Source organism: Pseudomonas sp., assembly GCF_036404235.1.
Lineage (GTDB): Bacteria > Pseudomonadota > Gammaproteobacteria > Pseudomonadales > Pseudomonadaceae > Aquipseudomonas.
Map to the genome: position 1 here is coordinate 1 of NZ_DASWOT010000019.1, position 24562 is coordinate 24562.

The 24562-nt window shown below is 57.5% G+C and carries 20 protein-coding genes and 1 pseudogene; 7 read left to right on the plus strand and 14 right to left on the minus strand.

The window, feature by feature from the left end; genetic code table 11:
• Positions 1 to 50: 50 nt before the first annotated feature.
• The 7 genes from VGC62_RS02530 to glgA all read right to left on the minus strand — a co-directional run bounded on the left by VGC62_RS02530 (position 51) and on the right by glgA (position 12182).
• Positions 51 to 1109, minus strand: coding sequence for an acyl-CoA dehydrogenase family protein (locus VGC62_RS02530; protein WP_331185507.1), 1059 nt, complete (start codon positions 1107 to 1109; stop codon positions 51 to 53).
• Positions 1106 to 3304 carry a glycogen debranching protein GlgX gene (glgX, locus tag VGC62_RS02535; RefSeq protein ID WP_331185508.1) on the minus strand — a complete coding sequence of 733 codons (2199 nt, stop codon included), beginning with the start codon at positions 3302 to 3304 and terminating at the stop codon, positions 1106 to 1108. Before glgX ends, VGC62_RS02530 begins: the two co-directional genes overlap by 4 nt.
• A gap of 175 nt (positions 3305 to 3479) precedes the next feature.
• Positions 3480 to 3884, minus strand: a complete 405-nt coding sequence (locus VGC62_RS02540; protein ID WP_331185509.1) for a DUF2934 domain-containing protein — start codon at positions 3882 to 3884, stop codon at positions 3480 to 3482.
• A gap of 17 nt (positions 3885 to 3901) precedes the next feature.
• Positions 3902 to 6697: a malto-oligosyltrehalose synthase gene (locus VGC62_RS02545; RefSeq protein ID WP_331185510.1), complete on the minus strand. Its 2796-nt coding sequence runs from the start codon at positions 6695 to 6697 to the stop codon at positions 3902 to 3904.
• A complete protein-coding gene (malQ, locus tag VGC62_RS02550; protein ID WP_331185511.1) occupies positions 6694 to 8763 on the minus strand; it encodes a 4-alpha-glucanotransferase in 2070 nt (689 codons plus the stop codon). The genes VGC62_RS02545 and malQ overlap by 4 nt, the downstream gene beginning before the upstream one ends.
• The gene (gene treZ, locus VGC62_RS02555; RefSeq protein ID WP_331185512.1) at positions 8753 to 10567 is read right to left on the minus strand and encodes a malto-oligosyltrehalose trehalohydrolase; all 1815 of its coding nucleotides are present in this window, start codon (positions 10565 to 10567) and stop codon (positions 8753 to 8755) included. The genes malQ and treZ overlap by 11 nt, the downstream gene beginning before the upstream one ends.
• Positions 10568 to 10595: 28 nt before the next feature.
• Positions 10596 to 12182: a glycogen synthase GlgA gene (gene glgA, locus VGC62_RS02560; protein ID WP_331185513.1), complete on the minus strand. Its 1587-nt coding sequence runs from the start codon at positions 12180 to 12182 to the stop codon at positions 10596 to 10598.
• Positions 12183 to 12786: 604 nt separating this feature from the next.
• Here glgA and VGC62_RS02565 point away from each other — a divergent pair.
• Entirely contained in the window at positions 12787 to 13278 is a 492-nt protein-coding gene (locus tag VGC62_RS02565) for a GNAT family N-acetyltransferase (protein WP_331185514.1), read from the plus strand.
• A 244-nt stretch (positions 13279 to 13522) separates the two neighbouring features.
• Here VGC62_RS02565 and VGC62_RS02570 read toward each other — a convergent pair whose 3' ends face one another.
• Together VGC62_RS02570 and VGC62_RS02575 are read right to left on the minus strand one after the other, a co-directional pair.
• On the minus strand, positions 13523 to 15268 hold the full coding sequence (locus VGC62_RS02570) for a phosphoethanolamine transferase CptA (protein ID WP_331185515.1): 1746 nt from the start codon (positions 15266 to 15268) through the stop codon (positions 13523 to 13525).
• 650 nt (positions 15269 to 15918) lie between these two features.
• Complete coding sequence (locus tag VGC62_RS02575) at positions 15919 to 16092, minus strand: DUF6026 family protein (protein WP_331185516.1); 174 nt, start codon at positions 16090 to 16092, stop codon at positions 15919 to 15921.
• Positions 16093 to 16393: 301 nt separating this feature from the next.
• On the opposite strand from VGC62_RS02575, the gene gnd reads away from it, so the two are divergent.
• The 4 genes from gnd to VGC62_RS02595 all read left to right on the plus strand — a co-directional run bounded on the left by gnd (position 16394) and on the right by VGC62_RS02595 (position 21643).
• Positions 16394 to 17392, plus strand: a complete 999-nt coding sequence (gene gnd, locus VGC62_RS02580) for a phosphogluconate dehydrogenase (NAD(+)-dependent, decarboxylating) (RefSeq protein WP_331185525.1) — start codon at positions 16394 to 16396, stop codon at positions 17390 to 17392.
• A complete protein-coding gene (gene zwf / locus VGC62_RS02585) occupies positions 17392 to 18927 on the plus strand; it encodes a glucose-6-phosphate dehydrogenase (RefSeq protein ID WP_331185517.1) in 1536 nt (511 codons plus the stop codon). The genes gnd and zwf overlap by 1 nt, the downstream gene beginning before the upstream one ends.
• Entirely contained in the window at positions 18924 to 19742 is an 819-nt protein-coding gene (locus VGC62_RS02590) for an HAD family hydrolase (RefSeq protein WP_331185518.1), read from the plus strand. The genes zwf and VGC62_RS02590 overlap by 4 nt, the downstream gene beginning before the upstream one ends.
• Positions 19743 to 19822: 80 nt before the next feature.
• Positions 19823 to 21643: a glycoside hydrolase family 15 protein gene (locus VGC62_RS02595; RefSeq protein WP_331185519.1), complete on the plus strand. Its 1821-nt coding sequence runs from the start codon at positions 19823 to 19825 to the stop codon at positions 21641 to 21643.
• Between the two features lie 23 nt (positions 21644 to 21666).
• Here VGC62_RS02595 and alkB read toward each other — a convergent pair whose 3' ends face one another.
• The 3 genes from alkB to VGC62_RS02610 all read right to left on the minus strand — a co-directional run bounded on the left by alkB (position 21667) and on the right by VGC62_RS02610 (position 22931).
• Positions 21667 to 22344, minus strand: coding sequence for a DNA oxidative demethylase AlkB (gene alkB / locus VGC62_RS02600; protein ID WP_331185526.1), 678 nt, complete (start codon positions 22342 to 22344; stop codon positions 21667 to 21669).
• A gap of 36 nt (positions 22345 to 22380) precedes the next feature.
• Positions 22381 to 22560 carry a hypothetical protein gene (locus VGC62_RS02605; protein ID WP_331185520.1) on the minus strand — a complete coding sequence of 60 codons (180 nt, stop codon included), beginning with the start codon at positions 22558 to 22560 and terminating at the stop codon, positions 22381 to 22383.
• 65 nt (positions 22561 to 22625) lie between these two features.
• Positions 22626 to 22931 carry a DUF1883 domain-containing protein gene (locus tag VGC62_RS02610; RefSeq protein WP_331185521.1) on the minus strand — a complete coding sequence of 102 codons (306 nt, stop codon included), beginning with the start codon at positions 22929 to 22931 and terminating at the stop codon, positions 22626 to 22628.
• 170 nt (positions 22932 to 23101) lie between these two features.
• Between VGC62_RS02610 and VGC62_RS02615 the strand changes: the two genes are divergently transcribed.
• Entirely contained in the window at positions 23102 to 23461 is a 360-nt protein-coding gene (locus VGC62_RS02615) for a hypothetical protein (protein WP_331185522.1), read from the plus strand.
• Positions 23462 to 23535: 74 nt separating this feature from the next.
• On the opposite strand, the gene VGC62_RS02620 is transcribed toward VGC62_RS02615, so the two are convergent.
• Together VGC62_RS02620 and VGC62_RS02625 are read right to left on the minus strand one after the other, a co-directional pair.
• Positions 23536 to 23817: a hypothetical protein gene (locus tag VGC62_RS02620; protein ID WP_331185523.1), complete on the minus strand. Its 282-nt coding sequence runs from the start codon at positions 23815 to 23817 to the stop codon at positions 23536 to 23538.
• Between the two features lie 119 nt (positions 23818 to 23936).
• The gene (locus tag VGC62_RS02625; protein ID WP_331185524.1) at positions 23937 to 24122 is read right to left on the minus strand and encodes a hypothetical protein; all 186 of its coding nucleotides are present in this window, start codon (positions 24120 to 24122) and stop codon (positions 23937 to 23939) included.
• 348 nt (positions 24123 to 24470) lie between these two features.
• Between VGC62_RS02625 and VGC62_RS02630 the strand changes: the two are divergent.
• Positions 24471 to 24562: pseudogene (locus tag VGC62_RS02630) on the plus strand (UTP--glucose-1-phosphate uridylyltransferase); the annotation flags it as partial.

Genomic DNA, 24562 nt, shown 5'->3' on the forward strand with positions numbered 1-24562 from the left:
TGCAGCGAAGTGCCACGACCGACGATAGGCTTGTCACGCATAAACACCACTCATAATGACCAGCTTCCCATGGGCGCGACATCAGCGTGTGAGACCGTGCCGGGTTGAGTGGTTACATCCGCTGAGCCGGTCGCGAGTAACTTGCCCAGTGTCGCCAGATCACGTTCTGCGTGGCTTTGGCGCAGAAACACCGGTAGATCCGCCATCAGTCGGGCAAACTGCGCATCCTTGCAGTACGGTCCGGCGCCCAGTGCTCGGCCTACGTGTTCAATCACCTGCTGCGCTGCGTGTTCGACCACGGCACGGCAACGTCGGGCCAGCAACTGGGCATTGGCGGTTGGGTATTGATCGATCCAATGTGCAGCGTTTTGCAACACCTCTGAGGCGCTGAATAAAGCAGTGTCCACGGCGCCCAAATGGGCCAGCGCGTGAGGCTCTTCGCGCTGGCGGCTCGATTGCGCGAGACGCTGGGCGATACTGCAACACGCGCCGTACCAGCAAGCGGCAATGCCAATGCCGCCTTGCCAGAATCCTGGGCGGGACAGGTAGTCGCCGGGTTCACCAATGGTCATCACCTGAGCGTTTTCAAACAACACCTCGACACTACCCGTGGCAGCCATGCCCACGGCAGACCAACCCTCAGTGGTCACCGTGACGCCCGGTTGATCGAGGACGACGGCGACCAGTTGTTGCCGGCCTTGGGCATCCCAGGCGGTGATCAATGCATGACTGAGCACCGCAGCGCCGGAACACCATGCCTTACGGCCGTTCAGGCGAACATCGTTGCCTGGGCCAGAAAGAGTGACGCGGGCCTGGGGCGGTTCAGCGGCCCACATCCCCCATGTACCGCCGGACTGCGCACCTGCGCTTTTCAGCTCGGCCATGATCGCCAGAGCGTCGGTGTGCCCTTCATAGAGCTTGCACAGGCCCAGATCGTGAGCGGCAACGCTGGCCAGACAACGCCAGCGTTCCAGCGTATGTCCACTGCCCGCAGAGGGCAGGTTGGCAAGTTGTTCATGAACCAACGCCCGCAGGCATTCGCCCAAGGCCTGCGGACTGTCGAGGCGCTGCGTGCGCTGGGCAAGAAACTCGCTCAGCGCGCGACTCATGGCTGATCTTCTTTCTGCAACTCGAACAACAGCAACGAACGCGGTGTGACCGTGTATTGTTTGCCGAAATCGAAGTGCTCCTTGCCATGCACATCAGGCTGATGGGTGTCGATCAGGCAGGTCCAGTTAATCCCTTCAGGCACTTGCGGCAAGGTGAAGTTGACCCCTTCATAGTGTGAGTTGACTACCAATAGCAAGGTTGCCTCCGAGCCACGACGGCGGATACCGGTCACCTGGGCACGGCCATCCATCAGCATGCCAAGGCAGCGGCCATTGGCATCTTCCCACTGCTTAATGCTCATTTCGTTGCCATCGGGCGCCAACCATGTCACGTCCTTGACCCCCAACTCTTCGTTGTAGTCACCGACCAGAAAACGCCCGCGACGCAGAATCGGGTAAGCCAGGCGCAGCTTGATCAAGCGCTTGACGAACGTCAGCAGCGACTTGCCATCTTCGTCCAGATCCCAGTTGACCCAGCCGATCTCACTGTCCTGGCAGTAAGCGTTGTTGTTGCCGTGCTGGGTGCGAGCGAACTCGTCACCGGCCACCAACATCGGCGTGCCCTGGGCCAGCAGGAGCGTGGCGAAAAAATTGCGCATCTGGCGCAAACGCAATGCATTGATTTCAGGATCGTCGGTCGGGCCTTCGACGCCATGGTTCCAGGACAGGTTGTTGTTGCTGCCGTCCTGATTGTTTTCGTCGTTGTCTTCGTTGTGCTTGTCGTTATACGAAACCAGATCGTGCAGGGTGAAACCGTCATGGGCGGTAATGAAGTTCACTGATGAGCAGGCGCTGCGTCCCCGGTGGTTGAACATCTCACCTGACCCGGTCATGCGCCCGGCAAAATCCGCCAACTGACCTTCGTCGCCTTTCCAGAATGCGCGCACGGTGTCGCGAAACTTGTCGTTCCATTCCATCCAGCCAGGCGGGAAATGGCCGACTTGATAACCGCCCGGTCCGATGTCCCACGGCTCGGCAATCAGTTTCACCTGACGCAAGACTGGGTCCTGACGGCAGGCGACGAGGAAGCTGTGACGCTCGTCGAACCCGTCGTGATAGCGGCCAAGGATGGTCGCCAGGTCGAAGCGAAAACCGTCGACGTGCATCTCGGTCGCCCAGTAACGCAGTGAGTCAGTGACCATTTGCAGCACGCAGGGGTGGCTTAGGTCCAGGGTATTGCCGGTGCCGGAGTCATTGATATAGAAGCGCTTGTCATCCGGCATCAGGCGATAGTAAGAGGCGTTGTCGATCCCGCGCATGGACAAGGTCGGGCCCAATTCGTTGCCTTCGGCGGTGTGGTTGTAGACCACATCGAGGATCACTTCGAGCCCGGCATGGTGCATGTGTGCGACCATTTCCTTGAACTCGGCGATCTTGCCGTACGCCAGGTAACGCGGGTCCGGGGCAAAAAAGGCGATGGTGTTATAGCCCCAATAGTTTGTCATGCCTTTTTGCAGCAGGTGCTGGTCGTTGACGAACGCATGAATCGGCAGCAATTCGACCGAGGACACCCCCAGGCTGCGGATGTGCTGGATCACGTCATCGACCATCAGGCCCGAGAAGGTGCCGCGCAGTTCGTCCGGTATCGAAGGGTGGCGCATGGTGAAGCCGCGCACATGGGTCTCGTAAACAATGGTTTTGTTCCATGGCACACTGACGCGCTGATCGCGGCCCCAGGTGTAAGCCGGGTCGATGACCCTGCTTTTCGGCACGAACGGCGCGCTATCGCGCTCATCGAAACTCAGGTCGGCGTCAGGATGGCCAATGGTGTAGCCAAACAATGCTTCCGACCACTTCAGTTGGCCGACCAACTGCTTGGCGTAAGGGTCGATCAGCAGCTTGTTGTGGTTGAAACGATGGCCGTTTTTCGGGTCATAAGGCCCATAAACGCGATAGCCATAGATCAGCCCTGGGTGGGCATCCGGAAGATAGCCGTGAAAGATCTCATCGGTGTATTCGGGCAGCTCGATGCGTTCGAGCTCGACCTCGCCGGTGGCATCGAACAGGCACAACTCGACCTTGGTGGCGTTGGCGGAAAACAGCGCAAAGTTCACCCCCAGGCCATCCCAGCTTGCGCCCAGAGGGAAGGGCAGTCCTTCGCGAATACGTGTTGCAGTGACTTCTACCGCCTCAGCCTGTGCGGGTTCCTTCTTTGCCGCTTTCTTGTCTGCCGGTTTCGATTCTTGCTTGCTCATGTGTATTCCTGACGTCGAATGATTTCCTGAGGGCGAACAAAACCTTTGTCGCAGACCGCCGGCTGCACCATGGTTGTAAAACACAATGTTGATTTACCGCAGGTGACCACCGTTTTTCAGGTGGCCCCTGGGGTAATGGATCGTCGCTGGATGCGCACTCGTGACTGGCGAGTGATCAAACCCCAGGTGGTTTTGCAGCGGGTTTTTTGCTGGAAGGTTTCGCTGCAGGTTTTGTGGCCGGTTTCGCAGGTGCGGGGGTAACCGCTGCTGTCGAGCCAGCCTCAGCTTTGGGTTTGGTTGCGGGTTTCGCAGCCGGTTTGGTGGCAGCCTTGGGTGTCGGTTTGGCTGCGGTCTTGGCGGCAGGTTTAGCTGCAGCCGGCTTGGGCTCAGCTTTGGCATCTACCTTCGGCAATTTGGGTTTTGCTGACTTGCGCGCAGCGGTTTTGTCCGGGGCCAGGGCCTCGGCTTCAGCCAGTTTGCGAGCCATCTCCCAGTGGCGCTCATCTTGACCGTGAGGTTCACCCTCTGATTTCCAGATCTGATAGGCGAACTCGCGAATTTTCTTCTCGTCGGCACTCATCTCGACACTCCCGGGTATTACAAGGTTTGAATAAACAGGTTGACAGAAAATTCCTTGAGCGCATTGCTGAGGAACAACTCTTTGTTGGTTGAGACTATGGCCTGCGAAAAAAGTCCCTTCCAATTTAGATCTGAATCAGTGAACGGCAAAAGGATTCGTGTATCACCCCAATTTGCAGCATTGATGAATGGAGTTTGCGCAGTACCCAATAGTTCATTGAACAAGCGCGCAACCACAACAATAGCCCGTGTATCCTCCTTTATCCGGGCAAAAGCCATGACGTGTTCGGCGTGTTGCCCCGTCACCTCAAGCGGTTGATATTGACCCTCACTGAACAGGTCCGGATGCAGATTGCGCAGTGTTAGCACCTGCGCGATCAGGGCCTGCTTGATGTGGCCGTCCTGCCAATGGGCGAGCAGCTCGGCAACGGGGGTGGATTGATTCAGCGCGCGTTCGCGAGCGGGATAATCCACCGGACGACGGTTGTCCGGGTCCACCAGGCTGAAATCCCAAAATTCGGTGCCCTGATACAAGTCAGGCACACCAGGCACCGTTAATCGCAGCAAAGTTTGCGCCAGACTGTTCAGTGCGCCGGCAGTGGCGATGCGGTTAGCGGTCGCGCCGATGGACTGGCGCAGTGCCAACCCCTCCGGTGCCAGCAGCAGCATGCGCAAAAAATCACCACAGGCGTTTTCGTAAGGCTCGTTAGGCGCGCTCCAACTGCTCTGCAATTTGGCTTCGCGCAGGGCTTTTTCCTGCCACTGGATCAGGCGTGTGAGGTAGTCCTCGAACGTCCCTTCAGCCTCCGTGTTCAGCGGCCAACTGCCCAGCAGCGTTTGGTAAAGCATCAGCTCGTCACCGGCGCTGATGGCCAGGTCCTTGCCTTTCAGAGCGGCTGACAACTGCAGCCAGCGTTCGACTTGTTCGGCATACCACGTTGCGCATTCGCTGAGGACTGCCAGGCGGGCGCGAGTGTCTTCACCGCGCTTGTGATCGTGGGTCGCGGTGGTCAGCAGGTTGTTGGGAAAGGCCTCAAGCCGCTCCTGGCAGTGCCGATGAAACTCACTCATCGATGCACTGAAATGTTGCGGATGAAACCCTACATCGTTGCGCGACAGCAACACGCTCGAACGATAGAACGAAGTGTCTTCCACCGACTTTGCCGCCACCGGCGAGGTGAGTTGCTGGAAGCGCGTGCAGGCTTTGCGGCGCAGATCGCGCAGCGTTCCCGACGGGAATGAACGCAGACGCTCGCCGCCCAGCCAGCGCTGCAAATAATCGAGCACCGGCCAGTCGCCTTCGCCGAGTGTCGTACGCGCACCGTCCATGGCTTGCTGGAAGAAACGATCGTCTTCGGCCGAGCGTCCGCAGGCGCTGATGTAAGTGCGGTAGATAGGGAAGTTGACCACCAGCGCTAACAACGCACGACGAATTGCACCGAGTGTCAGGTCGCGGCTCATGACGTCGCTGCGCGCCACTTGTAGCAGCGCCTGAGCGACGTTTTCGAAGTCCCCTGCGAGTGAGCCATGAAGGACCAAATCTCGCGCTTGCAGCACCTCTTGATTGAAGTCGGCGGTGCGACCGCTCAGGCGACTCCATAATTGGCCAAGTACCGCTTCGCCTTTGGGATCATGCTGCAGCAGCGACACCTGATTCATGAACTCGTAGCCGGTGGTGCCGTCCACGTTCCAGTCTTGGTGCAATTGCTCGTCAGGGCCGAGGATCTTCTCGACGAAGATCGGCAAATGCGTCAATTGAGTGCCGACCGGACGTTTGCGCAACAGGCTGTCGACACGTCGACGCAGCTTGCGACAATAGCCACGCGGGTCCGCCAGACCGTCGATGTGATCGATGCGCAGACCGTCCACCAAGCCTTCACTGATCAGTTCAAATATCTTGCCGTGGGTCGCCTCGAACACCGCCGGCCGTTCGACGCGCAGCCCGCCCAGTTCGTTGATATCGAAGAAACGTCGCCAATTGATGTCATCGCCCGACGTGCGCCAACTGGCCAGGCGGTAAGCCTGTTGCTCCAGCAAATGATGAAACTTGTTGAAGCCTTCGACCTGACGACCATCGAATTGCGCAAAACCTTTCTCAATGGCTTGGATCAGCGCCGGTCGCCGCTTGAGCAATTGGGCCAGTTCGGCCTTGGCTTGACGTGCGCGTTCATAGGCTTGAGGGTACTGATCCAGCGCGGCAAAGCGTTGCGCCAGTTCGTGCAACGGCGGCGTGTCGGCGGCGTCGAGCAGTGGCCCGTAGGTGGCAGGGTTGATCGGGAAGTGATGCTGATAATGCTCGACGTAGAAACCGCCATGTTCGGCATCCAGACACAATTTTAGGCCGCCCGCTTGCAACACCGTGCCGTAATCGGCGCTGAGAAACGGCAGCAACAACTGGCCTTTGAGTAATGGGTCCGGGGAATTCCACTGGATGTCGAAGAACTTCGCATACGGGCTGCGCTGGCCCCATTCGATCAGGTCCAGCCACCACGGGTTGTCTGAACCACCGACCGCCATGTGGTTGGAGACGATGTCGAGAATCAGGCCCATGCCCTGTTCCCGCAGTGCTGCTACCAAGCGGCGCAGGGCGGGCTCGCCACCCAGTTCCGGATTGATCAGCCGTGGGTCGACCACATCGTAACCATGCATGGAGCCCGCACGCGCCTTGAGCAACGGCGAGGCATACACATGGCTAATACCCAGTTTTGCAAAATACGGCACCAGTTTGACCGCATCGTCCAGGGTGAAGCCTTTGTGAAACTGCAGACGCTGGGTCGCGCGCAATGATTTCAATGCGGGCGCAGAGGTGCTCATCGATCACGTTCCTCGGCCTGCTGACGCGCCGCTGCGAGTATTTCCAGGCGTCTGGCGGCGTCGGGATTGTCCAGCAACGCGCCACTCTCGCCTGGCAGACGACGACGCCAGTTGGGGTGGCTGTTGACGGTGCCGGGCAGGTTGGATTGTTCTTCAACACCCAAGGCATCTTCCATGGGCAACAACACCAAAGGCGCACGGGTATGGCCCAGGTAACGGATGCTGGCGTCGATGATCTCGCGGTCGGAGGGGTGATCAAGTCCATAATTGTACTTTAGCGCCGTCAGCAGCCCCCTGCGTTCATGCTCGCGCCCTTCGCGCCACTGACGTTCGGTTTCGGCGTCGATAAGACCGATACGCACGTTCCATTCGATGTCTCGCGCGTTGAGCCAGCCGGCCAGGGTCGGCAGGTCGTGGGTGCTGGTGATGGCGAGCGCATCGTCCGACCATTTGATGATCGGTTTGAAGTGGCCGTTGTCCTGTTCGAACAACAGCACGCGCATGCCGAGAATCGCCCGGGTCGAGAGTTTTTCGTGCAGCCCTTCAGGCACCGTGCCGAGGTCTTCACCGAGCACCACCGCCTTGTGGCGCCAGGATTCCAGGCACAGCAAACGCAGCATGTCGTCCAGCGGGTAGTTGAGGTAAGCGCCTTCGCTGGGTGGAGAGTCCAGCGGCACCACCCACAAGCGCTGCAACCCCATCACGTGGTCGATGCGCAAGCCGCCCGCATGGGCGAAGTTGGCGCGCAGCATCTCAATGAACGCCCGAAAGCCATTGCGTTTGAGCCCGGTCGGGGAGAACGCTGAAATGCCCCAGCTTTGTCCTGCTCGATTGAGAATATCCGGCGGTGCGCCCACGGTCAGCGCCGAGAGCAATTCGTCCTGGCGCCCCCACGCCTGGCTGCCGGCGCCATCAGCGCCGACGGCCAGGTCGCCGATCAACCCGATGCTCATGCCGCCGCTGCGCGCTGCAGTCTGCGCACGCTCCAGCCCGCGCGCGATCAGCCATTGGGCAAAGGCGTGGAAGCCGACCAGATCGCTGTGTATTTCGGCGAAGTGGTCGATGGCTTTGCTGCGCGGGTTTTTGAATTCCTCCGGCCATTCGTGCCAGTTGCCGCTGATGCCGAGGTTCTTGCTTTCGTCGCGCAAGGCTTCGAAGCGGCAATGATTGATCAGCGCCTCACCGCCTGCATGGCGGAAGCTGTTGAAGTCTGGATGCAACGGATGGCCGCTGGAGACAAAGGTTTTGTACAGTGAGCGTAGCAGTGTCCACTTGGCGGTCGCGGCCAGCGGCCAATCGATCAGCGGCAGGGTTTCAAGGCGTTTCAATTCTTCGCCCAGGCCGGTTTCTTCGATGGCCGCGCGCACCGCTCGATCACCCAGAATCGCTCCGGGCGCCGCATACAAGGCATTCAGAAACAGCCGACTGGAAGGCGAATACGGGCTGTAGCGCTCGCTGTCGCTGGCGAACATCGCATGCACCGGGCTGATCGCAATCGCCGCTGCGCCGCGTTCGCCCGCCGACCGCGCCAGCGCCTCCAAGGCCTGCGTGTCGCCAAAGCCGCCATCGCCCTCGCGGCGCAGCGAGTAGAGCTGTACGGTCAAGCCCCAGGCACGGGGGATGGCCATGTCAGTCGCCATGGCCATGCTGAAACAGGTTTTCGGCGCGACGGCGATGGTCAGGTGTTGCCCGGCAATCGCCAGTTGCTGATAACCCACGGTTGCCAGCGCCGGCAATTGGCCGGTGGCGGTGAGTTTGGCATTGAGCGTCGATCCGTCTTCCAGTTCGAGGGTGAACGGCGTTTCGGCGGCAAACCAGGCAGACAAATCAAGGTTGCTGCCATGATCGACGGTCAACAGCGGTGGTGCGGTGTTCGTTTGGTTTTCACCTTCCAGGCGTATCAGGCTGGCATTGATTTGTTCATCATTCTCGGCGGGATAACCCAAGCCGTTGAGGACCTTGCGCAACACTTCAGGGCTGACTCGCTGCGGTCGTGCGTTGGCATCTTGCCAGTCAACCGCCAGGCCCGCTTCAGTGGCCAGCATTTCAAGTTGCTCATTGCTCATCCTGTTCCTCCAATACTTCGCGTGTCGTCAGGCTAACAATGGCCGTGTAAGGGTTGAGGCTGCCTCGCCGGGAAAGTTCTGCCGAGGTGGGATGTGATTCGAAAAGGATTTGGTCGGTCTGGTACGCGGCTAACGCAACAGCTTTTTCACTCAGGTTCAGATCGATGCGCAAGGTGCTGCCGTCGCCCATGCGCCAGCGCGCCATCACGGCTTTGTCACCCAGCACTTGAGCACCCAACGCGGTTGTGCCCGGCAGGCGCGGAATAATGTCGCGATGACGGATTTGCAGCAGCGCTCGGTACAGCGCCAGCCAACTTTGGTGATCAAGACCCTTGTCGGTCTCCAGGTACATCGCGTCGAATGCCGGACGCGAAGCGTTGAAGGTTTGCAGTGCGTTGGGGTCGGGAATGCGCGTGCGTTGCTGCTCATTGGCAAACGCGGAAAAGTCGGCAAACTCAGCGCGACGGCCTTCACGTACCGCATCGGCTAACTCGTCGTGGAAGTCGGTGAAGAACAGAAACGGCTCACTGGCGCCCCATTCATCGCCCATGAAAATCAGCGGGATCATCGGCGACAGCAGCAGCAGGGCGGTGGCGGCGCGCAGCGCGGGTGCCTGGCTGATGTGTACCAGTCGCTCACCCAGTGCTCGGTTGCCGATCTGGTCGTGGTTCTGCAAGAACAGCACGAAGGCACTGGGCGGCAGGTGAGCGCTGGGTTCGCCACGTACGTGACCGTGACGCGTGGCCTCACCTTGATAAACAAAGCCCTCGCTCAGCAGGCGAGCGAGCTTGCGGGTCGGCTGCTCGGCAAAGTCGGTGTAATACGCATCGGTCTCGCCGGTCAGCAACACATGCAGCGTGTTGTGGCCGTCGTCGTTCCACTGCGCGTCAAAGCCTTTCTCTAGCCGATGCGCTTCGTTGAATTCATTTTCCAGTATCAGCCAGACGTGACGCGGGTTTGCCACGTGTTCGCGAACCCGTACAGCGAATTCTTCAAGGAAGGTCGAGTCGTCGATGGCGTGTACCGCGTCCAGACGCAGACCGTCGAAACGGTATTCAAGCAGCCACATCAACGCGTTATTGATGAAGAAGTCGCGCACCTGGGGGCGGCGAAAATCAATGGCGTCGCCCCACGGCGTCTTCTTGTCGTGGCGAAAGAACGCCTTGGCGTAGCTGTTCAAATAGTTGCCGTCCGGACCGAAGTGGTTGTAGACGACATCGAGAATGACTGCCAGGCCCAGGCCATGGGCGGTGTCGATGAGGTGTTTGAGTTGTTCCGGCGTACCGTAGGAACACTGTGGCGCATAGGGCAGGACGCCGTCGTAGCCCCAGTTGCGGTCACCGGGGAACTGCGCCAGCGGCATCAGTTCAATGGCGGTGATGCCGTTTTCGGCCAGGCGCGGCAGCAGGTTCTCGACGGCGGCATAGCCCCCGAGGACGCCGACATGGAGTTCGTAAATAACCGCTTCATGCCAGGGGCGACCGGCCCAGATCTGATGCTGCCATTGATAGGCATCAGGATCGATCACCACGCTGTGACCATGCACCTCACCGACCTGAGCCCGGGAGGCCGGGTCAGGTACTTCGAGGTTCCCATCGATTTTGTAGCGGTATCGCGTACCGGCCGGGCATTGAGCTTGCAGAACAAACCAGCCGTCATTCTGCGGCAGCATGGTCAATGACCGACCATCCTCTGTCTCGACACTGACGTAGTAGGCATCCGGCGCCCAGAGGGCAAACCGGGTGTGATCCGGATCCAGCAAAACGGCACCATGGCGCCAGCTCTCATCCGTGCGCGAAGGCATCCGTTACCCCTTGTTTTCAGTTCATGAATCAATATTGCAGCGAAGCACCTACGTTCTTTTTTAGAAGCTCCTGATACAGGTCAGCGTACGGTTCGACCGCTTTATGCCAGTCGAAGGGAGCCGCCATGGCGCGGCAGCGCATAGCGTTGAGCAACTGCGGATTGGCGAAGACCTTGAATGCACGGGTCAGGGCTTCGGTGTAACTTTGCACAGTGGATTCGTTGAACAAAAATCCTGTGCACCCATCCTCGATGGTATCGGCCAGCCCGCCGGTGTTGCGCGCTATCGGCAACGATCCGAAGCGCTGGGCATACATCTGGCTCAGACCACAAGGCTCGTAGCGTGACGGCATCAGCAGGAAATCGCTGCCAGCGAACATGCGCCGGGCGTCGGTTTCATTGAAGCCTACTCGCGCGCTGATCTGCCCAGGGAAGCGTGCAGCCAAATTGCGCATGGCGTCTTCTTCGTCAGGCTCGCCGCGACCGATGATTGCAATCTGGCCGCCGTTGTCGACGATGTGCTCGGCAACGCCAATGGTCAGGTCCAGGCCTTTTTGGTACACCAGGCGTGATACCACGGCGAACAACGGGCCTGTGGAGGGCTCCAGCTCAAACAGCTCGCGCACGTAGTCGGCGTTGATTTCCTTGCGCGTCCACTCATTGGCTGCGAAACGGCAAATCAGATGATCGTCGGTGGAGGCGTCCCAGCTTTCATCGATACCGTTAGGAATGCCGCTGAGTTTGCCCATATCGGCCTTACTCTGCAGGAAGCCTTCAAGGCCGCAGCCGAAATCCGACGTGGTGATTTCCTTGGCATAGGTGGCGCTGACCGTGGTGATGTGGCTGGCGTAGGCCATGCCTGCCTTGATGAACGACAGCTTGCCGTAAAACTCCATGCCATCGGGGCCCAGCGCCGAATCGGGGATGCCCAGTTCACGGCTTGACGCTGTGCTGACAAAGCCCTGATAGGCCAGGTTGTGGATGGTGAAAATGCTCGGCGTATTCTGACCGCGCCATTTCATGTAGGCAGGCGCCAGACCGGCTGGCCAGTCATGCGCATGGACCAGCTCCGGGCACCATTGGGTTTTCACCGCGCCGGCAGCAAAATCGGCAGCCGCCAGGCCCAGACGCGCAAAGCGAATGTGGTTATCCGACCAATCACGACCGTGATTGTCGCCATAAGGCGTGCCGTCGCGTTCATACAGCTCCGGGCAGATCAGTACATAAATCACCAGCCCGTCCTTCATGTCCATGCGGCCAATCTTGCAAGGTGGCAAGGCGGCATGACCACTGAGTTCACTGATGATGTAAATCGGGTTTCCGCTATTGATGACCTGTGGATAGCCGGGAATCAGCACGCGTACATCGTGCAGGTGGCGCATGGCGCGCGGCAGTGCAGCAGACACATCGCCCAGACCTCCGGTTTTCACCAGATCGGCCATTTCCGATGTCACGAACAGGACTTTCTTCCGATTCGCCATCGCTATGCCTGGTTGTACAGGGGGCAGTTGCAGCAGAGGAACGCTCGTCGTTGCGAAGACCGGCAGATGGGTCAGCTCGCTGGCCGGCTGATTAAAACTCTCTCCCTTCTGGGTTTTGACAGCGGCACTAATCATCGTTTTCTCCCATTCGATACAGTGTTGGTAACGCACTTGAGTAGTAATTGACCATGTCCTATGGCCAGGCACACAAGACTTACGCAAGATCGATACCCATTTATCGACTGCATAGTGACAGGACAAGGTGAAAGCAGCCTCGACTCGGGCTTTATCCAATAGCATAGGCGCTCTAACTACATGACCCGGAGCATTTGTAGAAGTTTCTACTTTTTTCTTCGGAAATGTCTGGCATGCGGCATAGACGATAGTTGTAGGAAAAATTCCCTCTCTCCAGATCGTCTACAGGGCAGGTCGATGCACCTTAATAGAGCCGCTCAGCACTGGAAATTGGCTGATGACCACTGGTCTGATTGTTTGACAATCAAGGCGGCGCAGCTAAAACCCACCAAAATTGGAAGCTTTTGGTCTGCGTGAGATTACCTAAACAAGCCTGACGCCTTTTCTCGGTGCGGGTAGGGCTCAAATCTTGGGCGCGCGGCGACCTTTCCTACATATGACGCGGACCATTTTCTCGCATAGCACGTTAGAATCTGCCCCCTGCGGCACGTTGGCGCCAGTGGCACCGACGTCGCCTGAAAGCCCTGAGTTGTAGAGGATGGAAATGGAAACCCCAGAGGTTCTGGTACTTCAAGCCAGCTACACCAACCCGGTTCACGCGCAAGCGATCGGTTTTGTACTCAATCACTATGCCGAAGACGTGATGGGCGGTGGCGAGTCATTGTCTTTGGACATGCGCCAACAACTGGCAGGGGAGCTTGCCAAACGCCCCCATGCGTTCAGCGTATTGGCGTTTATTTCCGGCGAGCCTGTCGGGCTGGTCAATTGCTTCGAGGGTTTTTCGACATTCGCCTGTCGTCCCTTGGTCAATATCCACGATGTGGCCGTTATCGCCGCTTACCGAGGGCGCGGTATCAGTCAGAAAATGTTGATGAAAGTCGAAGAGATAGCACGTCAACGCGGCTGCTGCAAGCTCACGCTGGAGGTGCTGGAGGGCAACGAGGTTGCTCAAGGCGCGTATCGCAAGCTGGGTTTTGCTGATTACACCCTTGATCCGCGAATGGGTCGTGCGTTGTTCTGGCAGAAGGCGTTGTAACGAACTCAACAGATCGATGTGTAGTCTGTTGGGGGGCTGGCTGAATATTGCTGCTTTGCTCAATAGCTGTTGCCATGGCAACACTTTTCGGAAGGGCAGTTACCGTTCTCGGCAGTGAGTTTTCCGGTTCGGCGGCAGGTCGAGGGTCGTTCACTCAGTGAGCGCAAAGGCTTGCGAAGGCGTCATTTCAACCACTACGCAAAAGGCCTGCATCGCGCAGGCCTTTGCTTTTCGGGTGCGCCGCTTACTTAGCGGCGACCTCCGGTGTCGTTACAGTCTGCGCTTGAGTGTTGTCTATCTGCGTGAAGTCGCTTAGGCCTTTCTGCGCATATGGATCGCCGATCAAGCGTGGCCGCTCCTTGAAATCAAAGCTGACCAGGCTTCTGGTTGGATCGAGTTCATCGAAGCTCAGACCGGCCAATTGTGCCCAGGTATGGATCAGGTTCGAGCTGCTGTAAGGCCGATTCTTGATGCTGTCGAAATTCCAGTCATGGCTCTCTTTCCATTTCGTTGAGGCATAGGCGATGAACGGCACTGTGTACATCGGGATCGTCGGCTTCGCTTCGTTGCGGCCCAACGTGTTGTGGCCTGGGGAGTCGTAGACATCTTCGCCATGGTCCGAGAGGTACAGCAGGAAGCCGTTTGGATCGGTTTTGCTGTATTCCTTGATCAGGCTTGAAACCACGAAATCGTTATAAAGCACCGCGTTGTCATAACTGTTGTACAGCTCCAGTTTGCTGTCATCGATGACTGCGGGCACGCCATCACGTCCGGTAAATTTCTCGAACGTCGGCGGATAACGGTATTGATAGCTCATGTGCGTGCCCAACAAATGCACCACGATCAACTTGCGCGGTGCCGCATCGCCAAGCGCTTTGGCAAAGGGCTCGATCACGTCGCCATCGTACTGGCGGGCATTCTGGTTACGGTTGTTGTTCAGATAGACCTGTTCGTCAGCCTGCTCGGAAAAGGTCGTGAGCATCGTGTTGCGCTTGGTCATCGTTTGCTGGTTGGTGATCCAGAAGGTCTTGTAACCGGCCTGTTTCATGACGCTGACGATCGAGGGTGTCTTCAGGTAAAGATCGGGGTGCTCTTCGTCGGCGAATGTCAACACCTGTTGCAGCGCTTCAATGGTGTAGGGGCGAGGAGTGATGACGTTGTTGAAGACCTGCAGCTGATCTTTCATCTGGTCAAGGTTCGGGGTGGTCTGACGCGGGTATCCATACAGATGCATGCGTTGACGATTGGTGGATTCACCGATCACCAGCACCAGTGTGGTGGGCAGATTGGCTTGTTGATCCTTGAGGTTTTTCAGTGGGGCAATGTTGCTGCTACTGGTGAGCATGCCCTGCATGCTGTCCAGTTGCTGGGTGTAACGGTGGTAGGCCACCAGCATTTGCCAGGGCACAGCGGGCTCAATGCGCGATTCGAACGCTTCAAGACCCGATGCGACATCGTCGTGCCGTGCCATTTGTTTAGCCAGCGGGTAGCCGATGATTGCCACCAGTAATGCAGTGGCCGTCACCCAGGCGCGACCACGGGGCAGGTAAACCGGGCGCAATCGAGTCCAGAGGAAGATCGCGAACGCAGTGTGCGCGAGGAATGCCAGGACGATCCACCAGGCGAAGTACTGAGTCATGTACTCGCCCGCTTCGGACACGTTCGACTCGAACATGATGAAGATGACGCTCTGGGAAAATTCCTGCTGATAAATGAAGAAGTAGCCAAGGCTTGCCATGGAGCAGGCCCACAGCACGATGCCGATCACGGCGGCCATGAGACGCGTCTTGTTCGGGAAGAGCAACATTGGCGCCAGCCAGATACCACTCATCACGAAGGCTTGGCGAAAACCGGCGAAGCCCGAGGTGTCGGTCAGTTGAATGAGTAGTTGGGTAATGCCTGAGAAGTACCAGAAGAATACAAACAGCCAGGCCAGTCCGGCCCAATCAAACCCGCTCGGAGTTTTTGCACTCCGTTTTAAAATGGCCATCAGGCGCTCCAGCACAGGATTCTTTCAAGCGACCGGTATAAGCCGCGTCGTACGTCCGACGCTTCACATCCGTTGTGTGTCGAATTGATGTCGGTTGTTACAAAGGCGCGGAGTATGGTGGGAATAAGGTGAAAAAAATGTCATGCGTATGTCAGAAGATCGTCGTGATGTTTTAGGTTCGACTATCTGTGGGATCTAAATCGTTGAATTTAAAGGGCTTAATTAATAAGCCTCTTGAATTTTCTTTGTAAATCAACGAGTTGACGTAAAGCGGCAATAGCTCGTGGCGTCTGTGTTATGGGGTCGGTGGGAACGTTACGTGATGCTTCGAGTCGCAATAGCGCAGGCCATGAAAGATCGCCCGTCGCCCAGACCCCACGCTGTGGTTGCAGCAAACACTGGATCTTGTTGGAGCGAAGCTTGCCTGCGAAGGCAGTGGACCGGCTTGAAAGCAGGCTAAATGTACCGACCTCTTCGCGGGCAAGACTCGCTCCAGCGGGTTATTTATCGCCTGTTAAATCAACGACTTATTTTGAGATGCGTGGTGATAATTGCGAAGGATGATTGCAGGGGCAATTACACAAGTGAGCAACGCGGGCAAGCCAACGGATCGGGCTTGCCACGGGAGGTGGGGGCGGTGAAGCGTGGGATCAAGCCTGTAGAGCGTTGTTGGGGCCTGTCAATCGAGCCTGTTGCAGCAGTAAGGTCAGGCTTTCAACCTTCTTTTGCAGCATTGCACGGTCTTCTTTGAGTTGACGCAGTTCGTCGCGGCGAACGGTCACGTAGAGGGTCTGTGGTGCGATTCCGGGAAGTACAGTGCTCATTGCTTGCCTCGCAAATGGCGGGTTCAACGTGTGTAAGGTTCAAGCAATGACTTTCGCTATCCGGATTGCCCATGCTCCTACCTCTATCGGCGCGGATTCTGATTTCTTTTGGGCAAAATTGGAACTTTTTTATTTTTAATTGTCGCGAACGTTTCTTGATCGCAAAAATAGGCGTCGCGGCGCAGTGTTTTGGGCGTCATGTCGTCGGACATGAAACTATTTTCACCGGGAAACCTTCGTTTGCCTCACTGGACTAACCCTGTAGCGGCACTGGGCTATAAAATGAGGCAACTTTTTACGAATTAAGGAGCACCTCTGCATGCAACTCGGGATTGTTGGACTAGGCCGCATGGGTGGCAACATCGCACGTCGACTGATGCTCAATGGCCACACCACTGTGGTCTATGATCGCGATGAGCAGTCTCGCAGCGTACTCGCCAATGAGGGCTCGACACCTGCCAATGACCTTGTGTCACTGGTGGCCGCTCTGGAAAAACCCCGCGCCGTCTGGGTCATGCTGCCAGCGGGTGCTGCGACCGAAGACACCATCAATGCGCTAAGCGAACTGCTTGAACCGGGTGATGTGATCATCGACGGGGGTAACTCATTTTATAAGGATGACATCCGCCGTTCCGTGGCACTCAAGGACAAACAACTGCATTACGTCGATGTCGGCACCTCTGGCGGCGTATGGGGTCTGGAGCGCGGTTACTGCATGATGATCGGCGGCGAAGCTGAAATCGTCGAGCACCTGGACCCGCTGTTCAAGACCTTGGCGCCGGGCATCGGCAACATCCCTCGCACTCTGGACCGCGCCAAGGATGCCGATCCACGCGCCGAGCAAGGTTACATCCACGCAGGCCCGCCCGGTGCCGGTCACTTCGTGAAGATGATCCACAACGGTATTGAGTACGGAATGATGCAGGCTTTCGCCGAGGGTTTTGACATCCTCAAAACCAAAAACTCCGAGCACTTGCCCGCCGAACAGCGTTTCGACCTGAACATGGGCGATATCGCTGAAGTCTGGCGTCGTGGCAGTGTGGTGTCTTCCTGGCTGTTGGACCTGACCGCCGATGCGTTGGCGACCGACCCTCAGCTCAACGCTTATTCCGGATCGGTGGCCGACAGTGGCGAAGGTCGCTGGACCATCGAGGCCGCCATGGAGCAAGCGGTACCGGTTCCGGTGCTGTCGAACTCGTTGTTTGCCCGCTTCCGCTCGCGTCAACAAAGTACGTATGGTGACAAGATGCTGTCGGCCATGCGCTTCGGTTTTGGTGGACACAAAGAAGGACCAAAATAATGGGATCATCCCGAAGCAAGCAGAAAGCAAAAGTTGCGCCGTCTACCACGTTGTTTCTGTTCGGTGCTCACGGAGATTTGGTCAAGCGCCTGCTGATGCCGGCGCTGTATAACCTGACCCGTGACGGTCTCATTGGTGATGATCTGCACATCGTTGGCGTTGACCACAACGCCATCAGTGATGCGGATTTTGCCAGGAAGCTGGAAGACTTCATTCGTCAGGAGGCGGCCGGCAAGGTCGCCGAGGGCGGCAAGGAGCCGCTGGACCCAGCGCTGTGGGGTGGACTGGCGAAACGTATCACTTATATCCAGGGCGATTTCCTCGACGACTCCACCTACGCTGATATCGCCACAAAGATCGAGAGCACCGGTACACGCAATGCCGTGTTCTACATGGCGACTGCGCCGCGCTTCTTCAGTGAAGTGGCCAAGCGGCTGGGCTCCTCAGGGTTGATGGTCGAAGGCGAGGATGAAGGGCAGGAGTACTTCCGCCGAGTCGTGATCGAGAAACCTTTCGGTCACGATCTGCCCAGCGCTGTAGCGCTCAACACCTGTCTGCTTAAGGTCATGAGCGAAAAGCAGATCTACCGAATTGACCATTATCTGGGCAAGGAAACCGTGCAGAACATTCTGGTCAGCCGGTTCTCCAACGGCCTGTTCGAGTCGTTCTGGAACAACCATTACATCGATCATGTTCAAATCACGGCAGCCGAAACGGTCGGCGTCGAAACCCGTGGCAGTTTTTACGAAACCACCGGTGCGTTGCGCGACATGGTGCCCAATCACCTGTTTCAACTGCTGGCGATGGTTGCCATGGAGCCGCCAGCGGCCTTTGGCGCCGATGCGGTGCGCGGCGAGAAGGCCAAGGTAATCGGCGCCATTCGACCCTGGTCGGAGATGGAAGCGCTGGCCAACTCGGTGCGTGGTCAGTACGCCGAGAACACCCTGGGCGGCAAAAGTGTTGCCGGGTACCGTGAGGAAGATCGCGTCGCACCGGACAGCACCACAGAAACCTACGTGGCACTCAAAGTCATGGTGGATAACTGGCGGTGGGTTGGCGTGCCGTTTTACCTGCGCACCGGCAAGCGCATGAGCGTGCGCGATACCGAGATTGCAATCTACTTCAAGCCTGCGCCGTACGCGCAGTTTCGCGATACCGACGTCGACCACGTCGCGCCCAATTTCCTGAGAATCCAGATCCAGCCCGACGAAGGCATGTGGTTCGATCTACAGGCGAAAAAGCCCGGGCCGACGCTGGATACGCAAAGCATCGAATTGGGCTTTGCCTACAAGGACTTCTTCGAAATGCAACCGTCGACCGGGTACGAAACCCTGATCTACGACTGCATGGCTGGCGACCAGACCTTGTTTCAGCGCGCCGATAACATCGAAAACGGCTGGCGTGCAGTGCAACCCTTTATAGATGCATGGGCCAAACATCCCAGTGTCGAGATGTACAAGGCGGGTGAGGACGGACCGGCGGCAGCCAATGAGTTACTGGCGCTAGACGGTCGCAGGTGGCAGCAACTGGGATGAGTGACGCTACGCAACATCTCATCCGTTTCATGCTGTCTGATATCGACGGCACGCTGCTGCGACCCGACCACAGCCTGAGTCAGGCAAATATCGATGCTGTTCGGCGATTGCGTGATGCCGGGATTCATTTCTCCATTGCCAGCAGTCGTCCGCCCAGAGCAATGCGTGGGCAGATCGAGGCATTGGGTATCGATTTGCCCACCGTGGCCTTCAACGGCGCCAATATCATCAATCCCGATGGCAGCCTGCTCAAGGCGCACCGCATTGACCCGGTCGCGGCGCGCACCAGTCTGCAATTATTCGCCACGCAGCCGGTGGCGATCTGGGTATTTGCTGATGATCAATGGCTGTTGCTTGATCCTGAGGGGGACTACGTCGAGCACGAGCGCAACACGTTGGGTTACGATTTTGTTCAGGTCGACAGTTTTGATGCCTACCTGGACCGTGCCGACAAGATCGTTGCCGCCAGCAAGGACTTCGAGTTACTCAAGCGGCTCGAAATCCAACTCAATCCGTTGATTGCCGACACCGCACGGGCGGCCCGCTCGCAGTCGTATTACCTGGACGTCAATGCGCTAGCCGCCAACAAGGGCATGGCGTTGGTCACACTGGCAAAGTTGCTGGGCGTGGATTTGGCGAACACTGCCGCCATTGGCGATGCCAGCAATGATGTTGCAATGTTTCATAAGGCGGGTTTGTCGATTGCCATGGGCCAGGCTGAAACGGGGGTGAAAACCCAAGCCAATTATGTGACTGGCAGTAATGCGCAAGACGGTCTGGCGACGGCCATAGAACGCTACATTTTGCCGAGCTAGTCAGATAGGGCCGCTGCAGTTCCGTGCGCGACTTGCGCGATTGATGGCACATCCACAGAAACGGGAGGGATCTTCATTCCATGGCTGTATTGATTGAAGATTATGCGCTACTCGGCAATTGCCGGACCGCCGCCCTGGTGTCCCGCGACGGCTCGCTCGACTGGCTGTGTTTCCCGCGCTTTGACGCGCCCGCATGCTTTGCAGCGTTGCTCGGCGATAGCGATAACGGGCGCTGGAAAATTGCCCCGTTGGACGCGCAGGCCCAGGTGAAGCGCGCTTATCGCGATGGCACGCTGATTCTTGAAACGGTCTTTACCACCGAAACGGGCCGTGCATTGCTCATCGATTTCATGCCGATGGATATTGAAAGCAGTGTCGTGCGCCTGGTTGTCGGGCTTGAGGGGTGGGTCGATTTCGGTATGGACCTGGCCATTCGTTTCGATTATGGCAGCACCGTACCCTGGGTCGAGAAACGTGATCCGCATACGCTGACCGCCGTTGCCGGGCCTGACATGCTGGTGTTGCGAACGCAGGCGGCGCTACACCCTACGGATCATCACACGCAAAGCCGTTTCAGGGTCGAAGCGGGACAGCGCGACGCCTTTACCCTGTCCTGGCAACTGTCCCACGAAAAAATTCGCGACGCTTTTGACGCCCAACAGGCATTGGAGCAGACCGAGCAGTATTGGCTGGCGTTTTCTGATCGCTGCCCACAAGTCGGTCCGTGGACCGCGCAGGTCAAGCGCTCGCTCATTACTCTCAAAGCCATGACCTTTGCCCCCACTGGTGGCATTGTTGCAGCAGTCACCACCTCGTTGCCGGAGCAACTGGGCGGCGAGCGCAATTGGGATTACCGTTTTTGCTGGCTGCGGGACGCGACCATGACCCTGTTGGCGTTTATGAACCTGGGGTATTTCGAAGAGGCCACCGCCTGGCGTAACTGGTTGTTGCGCTCCATCGCCGGTAACCCTGAACAGATCCAGATCATGTACGGGCTGGCGGGTGAGCGGCGTTTGCCTGAATACCAACTGCCGTGGCTCGCTGGCTATGAGCGCTCGCGACCGGTGCGTGTCGGCAATGGGGCTGCTACGCAGATGCAACTGGATGTCTATGGCGAAGTGGCCGATGCCATGACGCAGGCGATCAAGAGTGGGTTGCCGCGTTTACCGCGCAGCACCGAGATTCAGAAAGTGATCATGCCGTTCCTGGAGAAGGTGTGGCATTTACCTGATGCGGGCATCTGGGAAATTCGTTCCGAGCCTCGGCATTTCACTCATTCCAAAGTCATGGCCTGGGTGTCCTTCGATCGCAACGCCGGCATGCTGGCACACAGCGACGACGCTGAAGAGCGTGCTCGCGGAGCGCATTACCGCGCCGTGGCCGATGAGATTCATGCCGATGTCTGCGCTAACGGCTACGACGCGCAGTTGGGCAGTTTCGTGCAGACCTACGGTTCGAACGCGGTAGACGCCAGTCTGCTGCAAATCGCGCTGACCGGTTTTCTGCCCGTCGAAGATCCTCGTGTGGTCGGCACGGTGGCGGAGATTGAACGGGCCTTGATGCAGGACGGTTTATTGTTGCGCTATGACAGCGATCTCAGCGTCGACGGCGTTTCGGGCAGTGAAGGGACATTTCTGGTCTGTTCATTTTGGTTGGCGGACGTCTACGTGCTAATGGGGCGCGAGGATGAGGCGAAAGTGCTGTTCGACCGCTTGTGCGGGCTGTGCAACGATTTGGGCCTGCTGGCCGAGCAGTATGATCCGCGTACGCAGCGCATGCTCGGCAACTTCCCCCAGGCATTCAGCCATATCGGCATCATCAACACCGCGTTGAATCTGCATCGAGTGGTGTGTCCGGTTAAGACGCGAACGGCCTCACAGGCAGATGCCGTTGCCCCGTAATTGTGCTAACAGCCCGTGGACAGTTAGCGCGCTTTGCGAAACGTGAAGTTGATACGCTGCTCGCCCAGCAGTGGGTGAACGGCTTGTTTGATCGGCATGACACCATGAAAGCGCAGGCGATCCTCACCGCCCCAAACCACTACGTCGCCATGAAACAACGGTATCCGTTGGCTCTTGTCGCTACGCGAATGGCCACCGAACAGGAACACGGCGGCAATGCCCAGCGAGACCGACACCACCGGCCACTGATAGCTGTGTTCATCCTTATCTTGGTGCAGCGACATTTTTGCGCCGGGAATGTAGCGGTTGATCAAACAGGCGTCCGGATTGAAGTCGGCAAAACCCGCCGCGTCGGCTGCTGCCTGCGCCAGTTCGCGCATGGCCAGTGGCATTTCTGGCCAAGGCTGACCGGTCTGTGGGTCGGTAGGGGTGTACTGATAACCGCTGCGGTCGGTGGTCCAGCCGAACTGGCCGCAGCTGCTTAATCCCACCGACATGGTGTAGCCACCAGGGGTGACCATGTGGCGAAAAGGCGCTCGCTGTAAAATCGATTCGAGGGCGGGCAGCAGGCGGTCAATCAGTGGCAGGGCAAACCCGTGCAATACAAAGGAGCATGGGCCGATCTGCTCGGTTGACGATAACGGTGGCGCGTCGTCCGCGAACAGATCGAGGGTGGCAGGCGTGTCTTCGTTACGTCGCATCATAGCCTTTACCAATGACGCGTTGCTGTTAGGCGCTCAGAGCGCCTTGCTGACTTTGACTTCGGTGATCACATCACCGCTCTGGCTGTGCATTTTCTCCAGTGCAGCCTTGGCTTCTTCAGCGCAAGGCGACTGCAGTTGCGCGAACTCAAAGCGGCGTTCGCCATTTAACTTGTAGCTGATGGCGTATTTGACGGTAGGGGCGGGCGTGGTCACGGGAACTCCTTATCGGGCTATGAGAAAAAACAAAATATTCACACAGCCCGTAGTTGAATGGCCAATCAGCTCAGGCGCGAAGACGAGCGTCGAACGATTTTGATCGAATGGGTGAAGTTGCTCTTGCGCCCACCGTTGCTGTCCATCTTGCGGCCGGCGGTATCAATGGTGATGTTCCAGAAGCCGCTGCTTGGGACTGTGATTTTTGCAGGAAACGTGTCGAATGCGCCGCCGTGGTAGGTGTGGCGGCCACCATTTTTGAAGCTGCGGAAATTCGCATCGCTCATCAGGCGTATATTGCAAAGCTGCGAGCATTCGATGACGACCAGATCGTCTTCATTGAGGTGCTCGCGCTGGTGTACGAATTTCATGGATCTCTCCGCAGATAAGGCGATTCTTGAAAACCCGAAACGATAGCATGCAGTCGCCAGGCAATTGTCGTCGCTAACGGTTTTATTGCATTGTTTCTGACCAAAAATACAATCTAGAGGGATTTTATCGTGCGTCGGCCTGTCGTAAGCACCTTTACTGGAGGGTTTGTATGAAATTGGCTGTTGTTATTCTGGCTCTTGCAATGACTGGCTGTGCCACTGTTGCGGATATCGAACACTCACCCCCAACCATGAGTGTCATGTCTGGCAAGAACCCTAAGGAATATGCCGAATGCTTTCTGCACAAAATCGCGGACAGCCGCAAGCCGCCACAGATTGAACCGCGTCACGAGGGGCTGCGCATTATTGTCCCGCAGAAGTTTATCCAGGGCGATCCCGCTGCCATTTTGGACATCGAGCCGCGCTCCAGCGGCAGTTCAATCAAGGTTTACGAACGAATCAGTAACGTTCCGCTTCGACCAAAGGATGTGCAACGGGCCGCTACGGCGTGTATTTCGGGTGAGGCTTGATCGCTTGGTAGCAAGCCTTACTCGCAATGAGTGGTGCGCCCACCGAGCCTGAGTTGATGAGCCGACGCCGCTTTTTACTTGCAGCTCACCAACAGGTTGCGGGTTTTGTAGTTACCGACATCGACCCCCAATGTCTTGTCACTTTCTTTAGGCTGTGGGGTCCCTTCGGTGCTGACGATGTTGTAGCCGGTGCCAGCACAGGAAGCATCGGCCTTCTCGTAACAGGCTGCCCATGACATGGCTTCGCCAGAGCAGTCGATGCTCAAGCCCTGTTTGCCATTTTTCATGTAGGTATTTTCAGCGGTGGCGCAGCCGGTCAGGCTCAATACGGCAATAACAGACAAAATCCTGATCATGTTCGGACACTTCGTGATGGGCCGGGGTGGTTAAGACAGCTTTGATTCGACTGGCAGGCAGTGCCATCGTTCCGGCATCATCGAAATCAATTATGGCGCGTACTTTCCGGTGTTCAGTATCAGCTTTTCGGATCAGAGCGGCGGCGGGGTGCGGGTGTGTCTTCGAACACCGTGGCGACTTCCACGGCCAGGCTTTCGGTTGGAAATGGGCCGGCGATGGCTTCATCGCCAATGCCGCAGACCCACCATTGGTTGTCCTTCAGTTTTTTGATCGAGTAGCCATTGACGCTTTTGACCTCTGACATGTATCCGTCTCGCTAAGGTTAAGGGGCGCGCATGATAATTCGCTCAAGCCTAGGCTGTCGCCTAATAGTCGTGCCATTTGATCCCTGAAATTTCCGTGCCTCGATGCGCAATGTGGCTATGCTTGATTCGGTAACGCGTTGGTGGTGTCGAGAGAGGGGGATTGCCTCGGTGCCCCGGATTGCGCTTGTGTATGCGACATTCAATAGTCGTAAATCGCTACTGGCGTGGAACTATCTGCGCTTTGATTCCTCTACCATGGCATCGGACAACCAGTGTCGGGTCATTGTAAGGTGACCTGCGCCTGATTAGACTGCGCCACAACACCACCAGCCCTCTCAAGGACTTATATGATCAAGAAATGCTTGTTCCCTGCCGCCGGTTACGGCACTCGCTTTTTGCCAGCGACCAAAGCCATGCCTAAAGAGATGCTGGCAGTTGT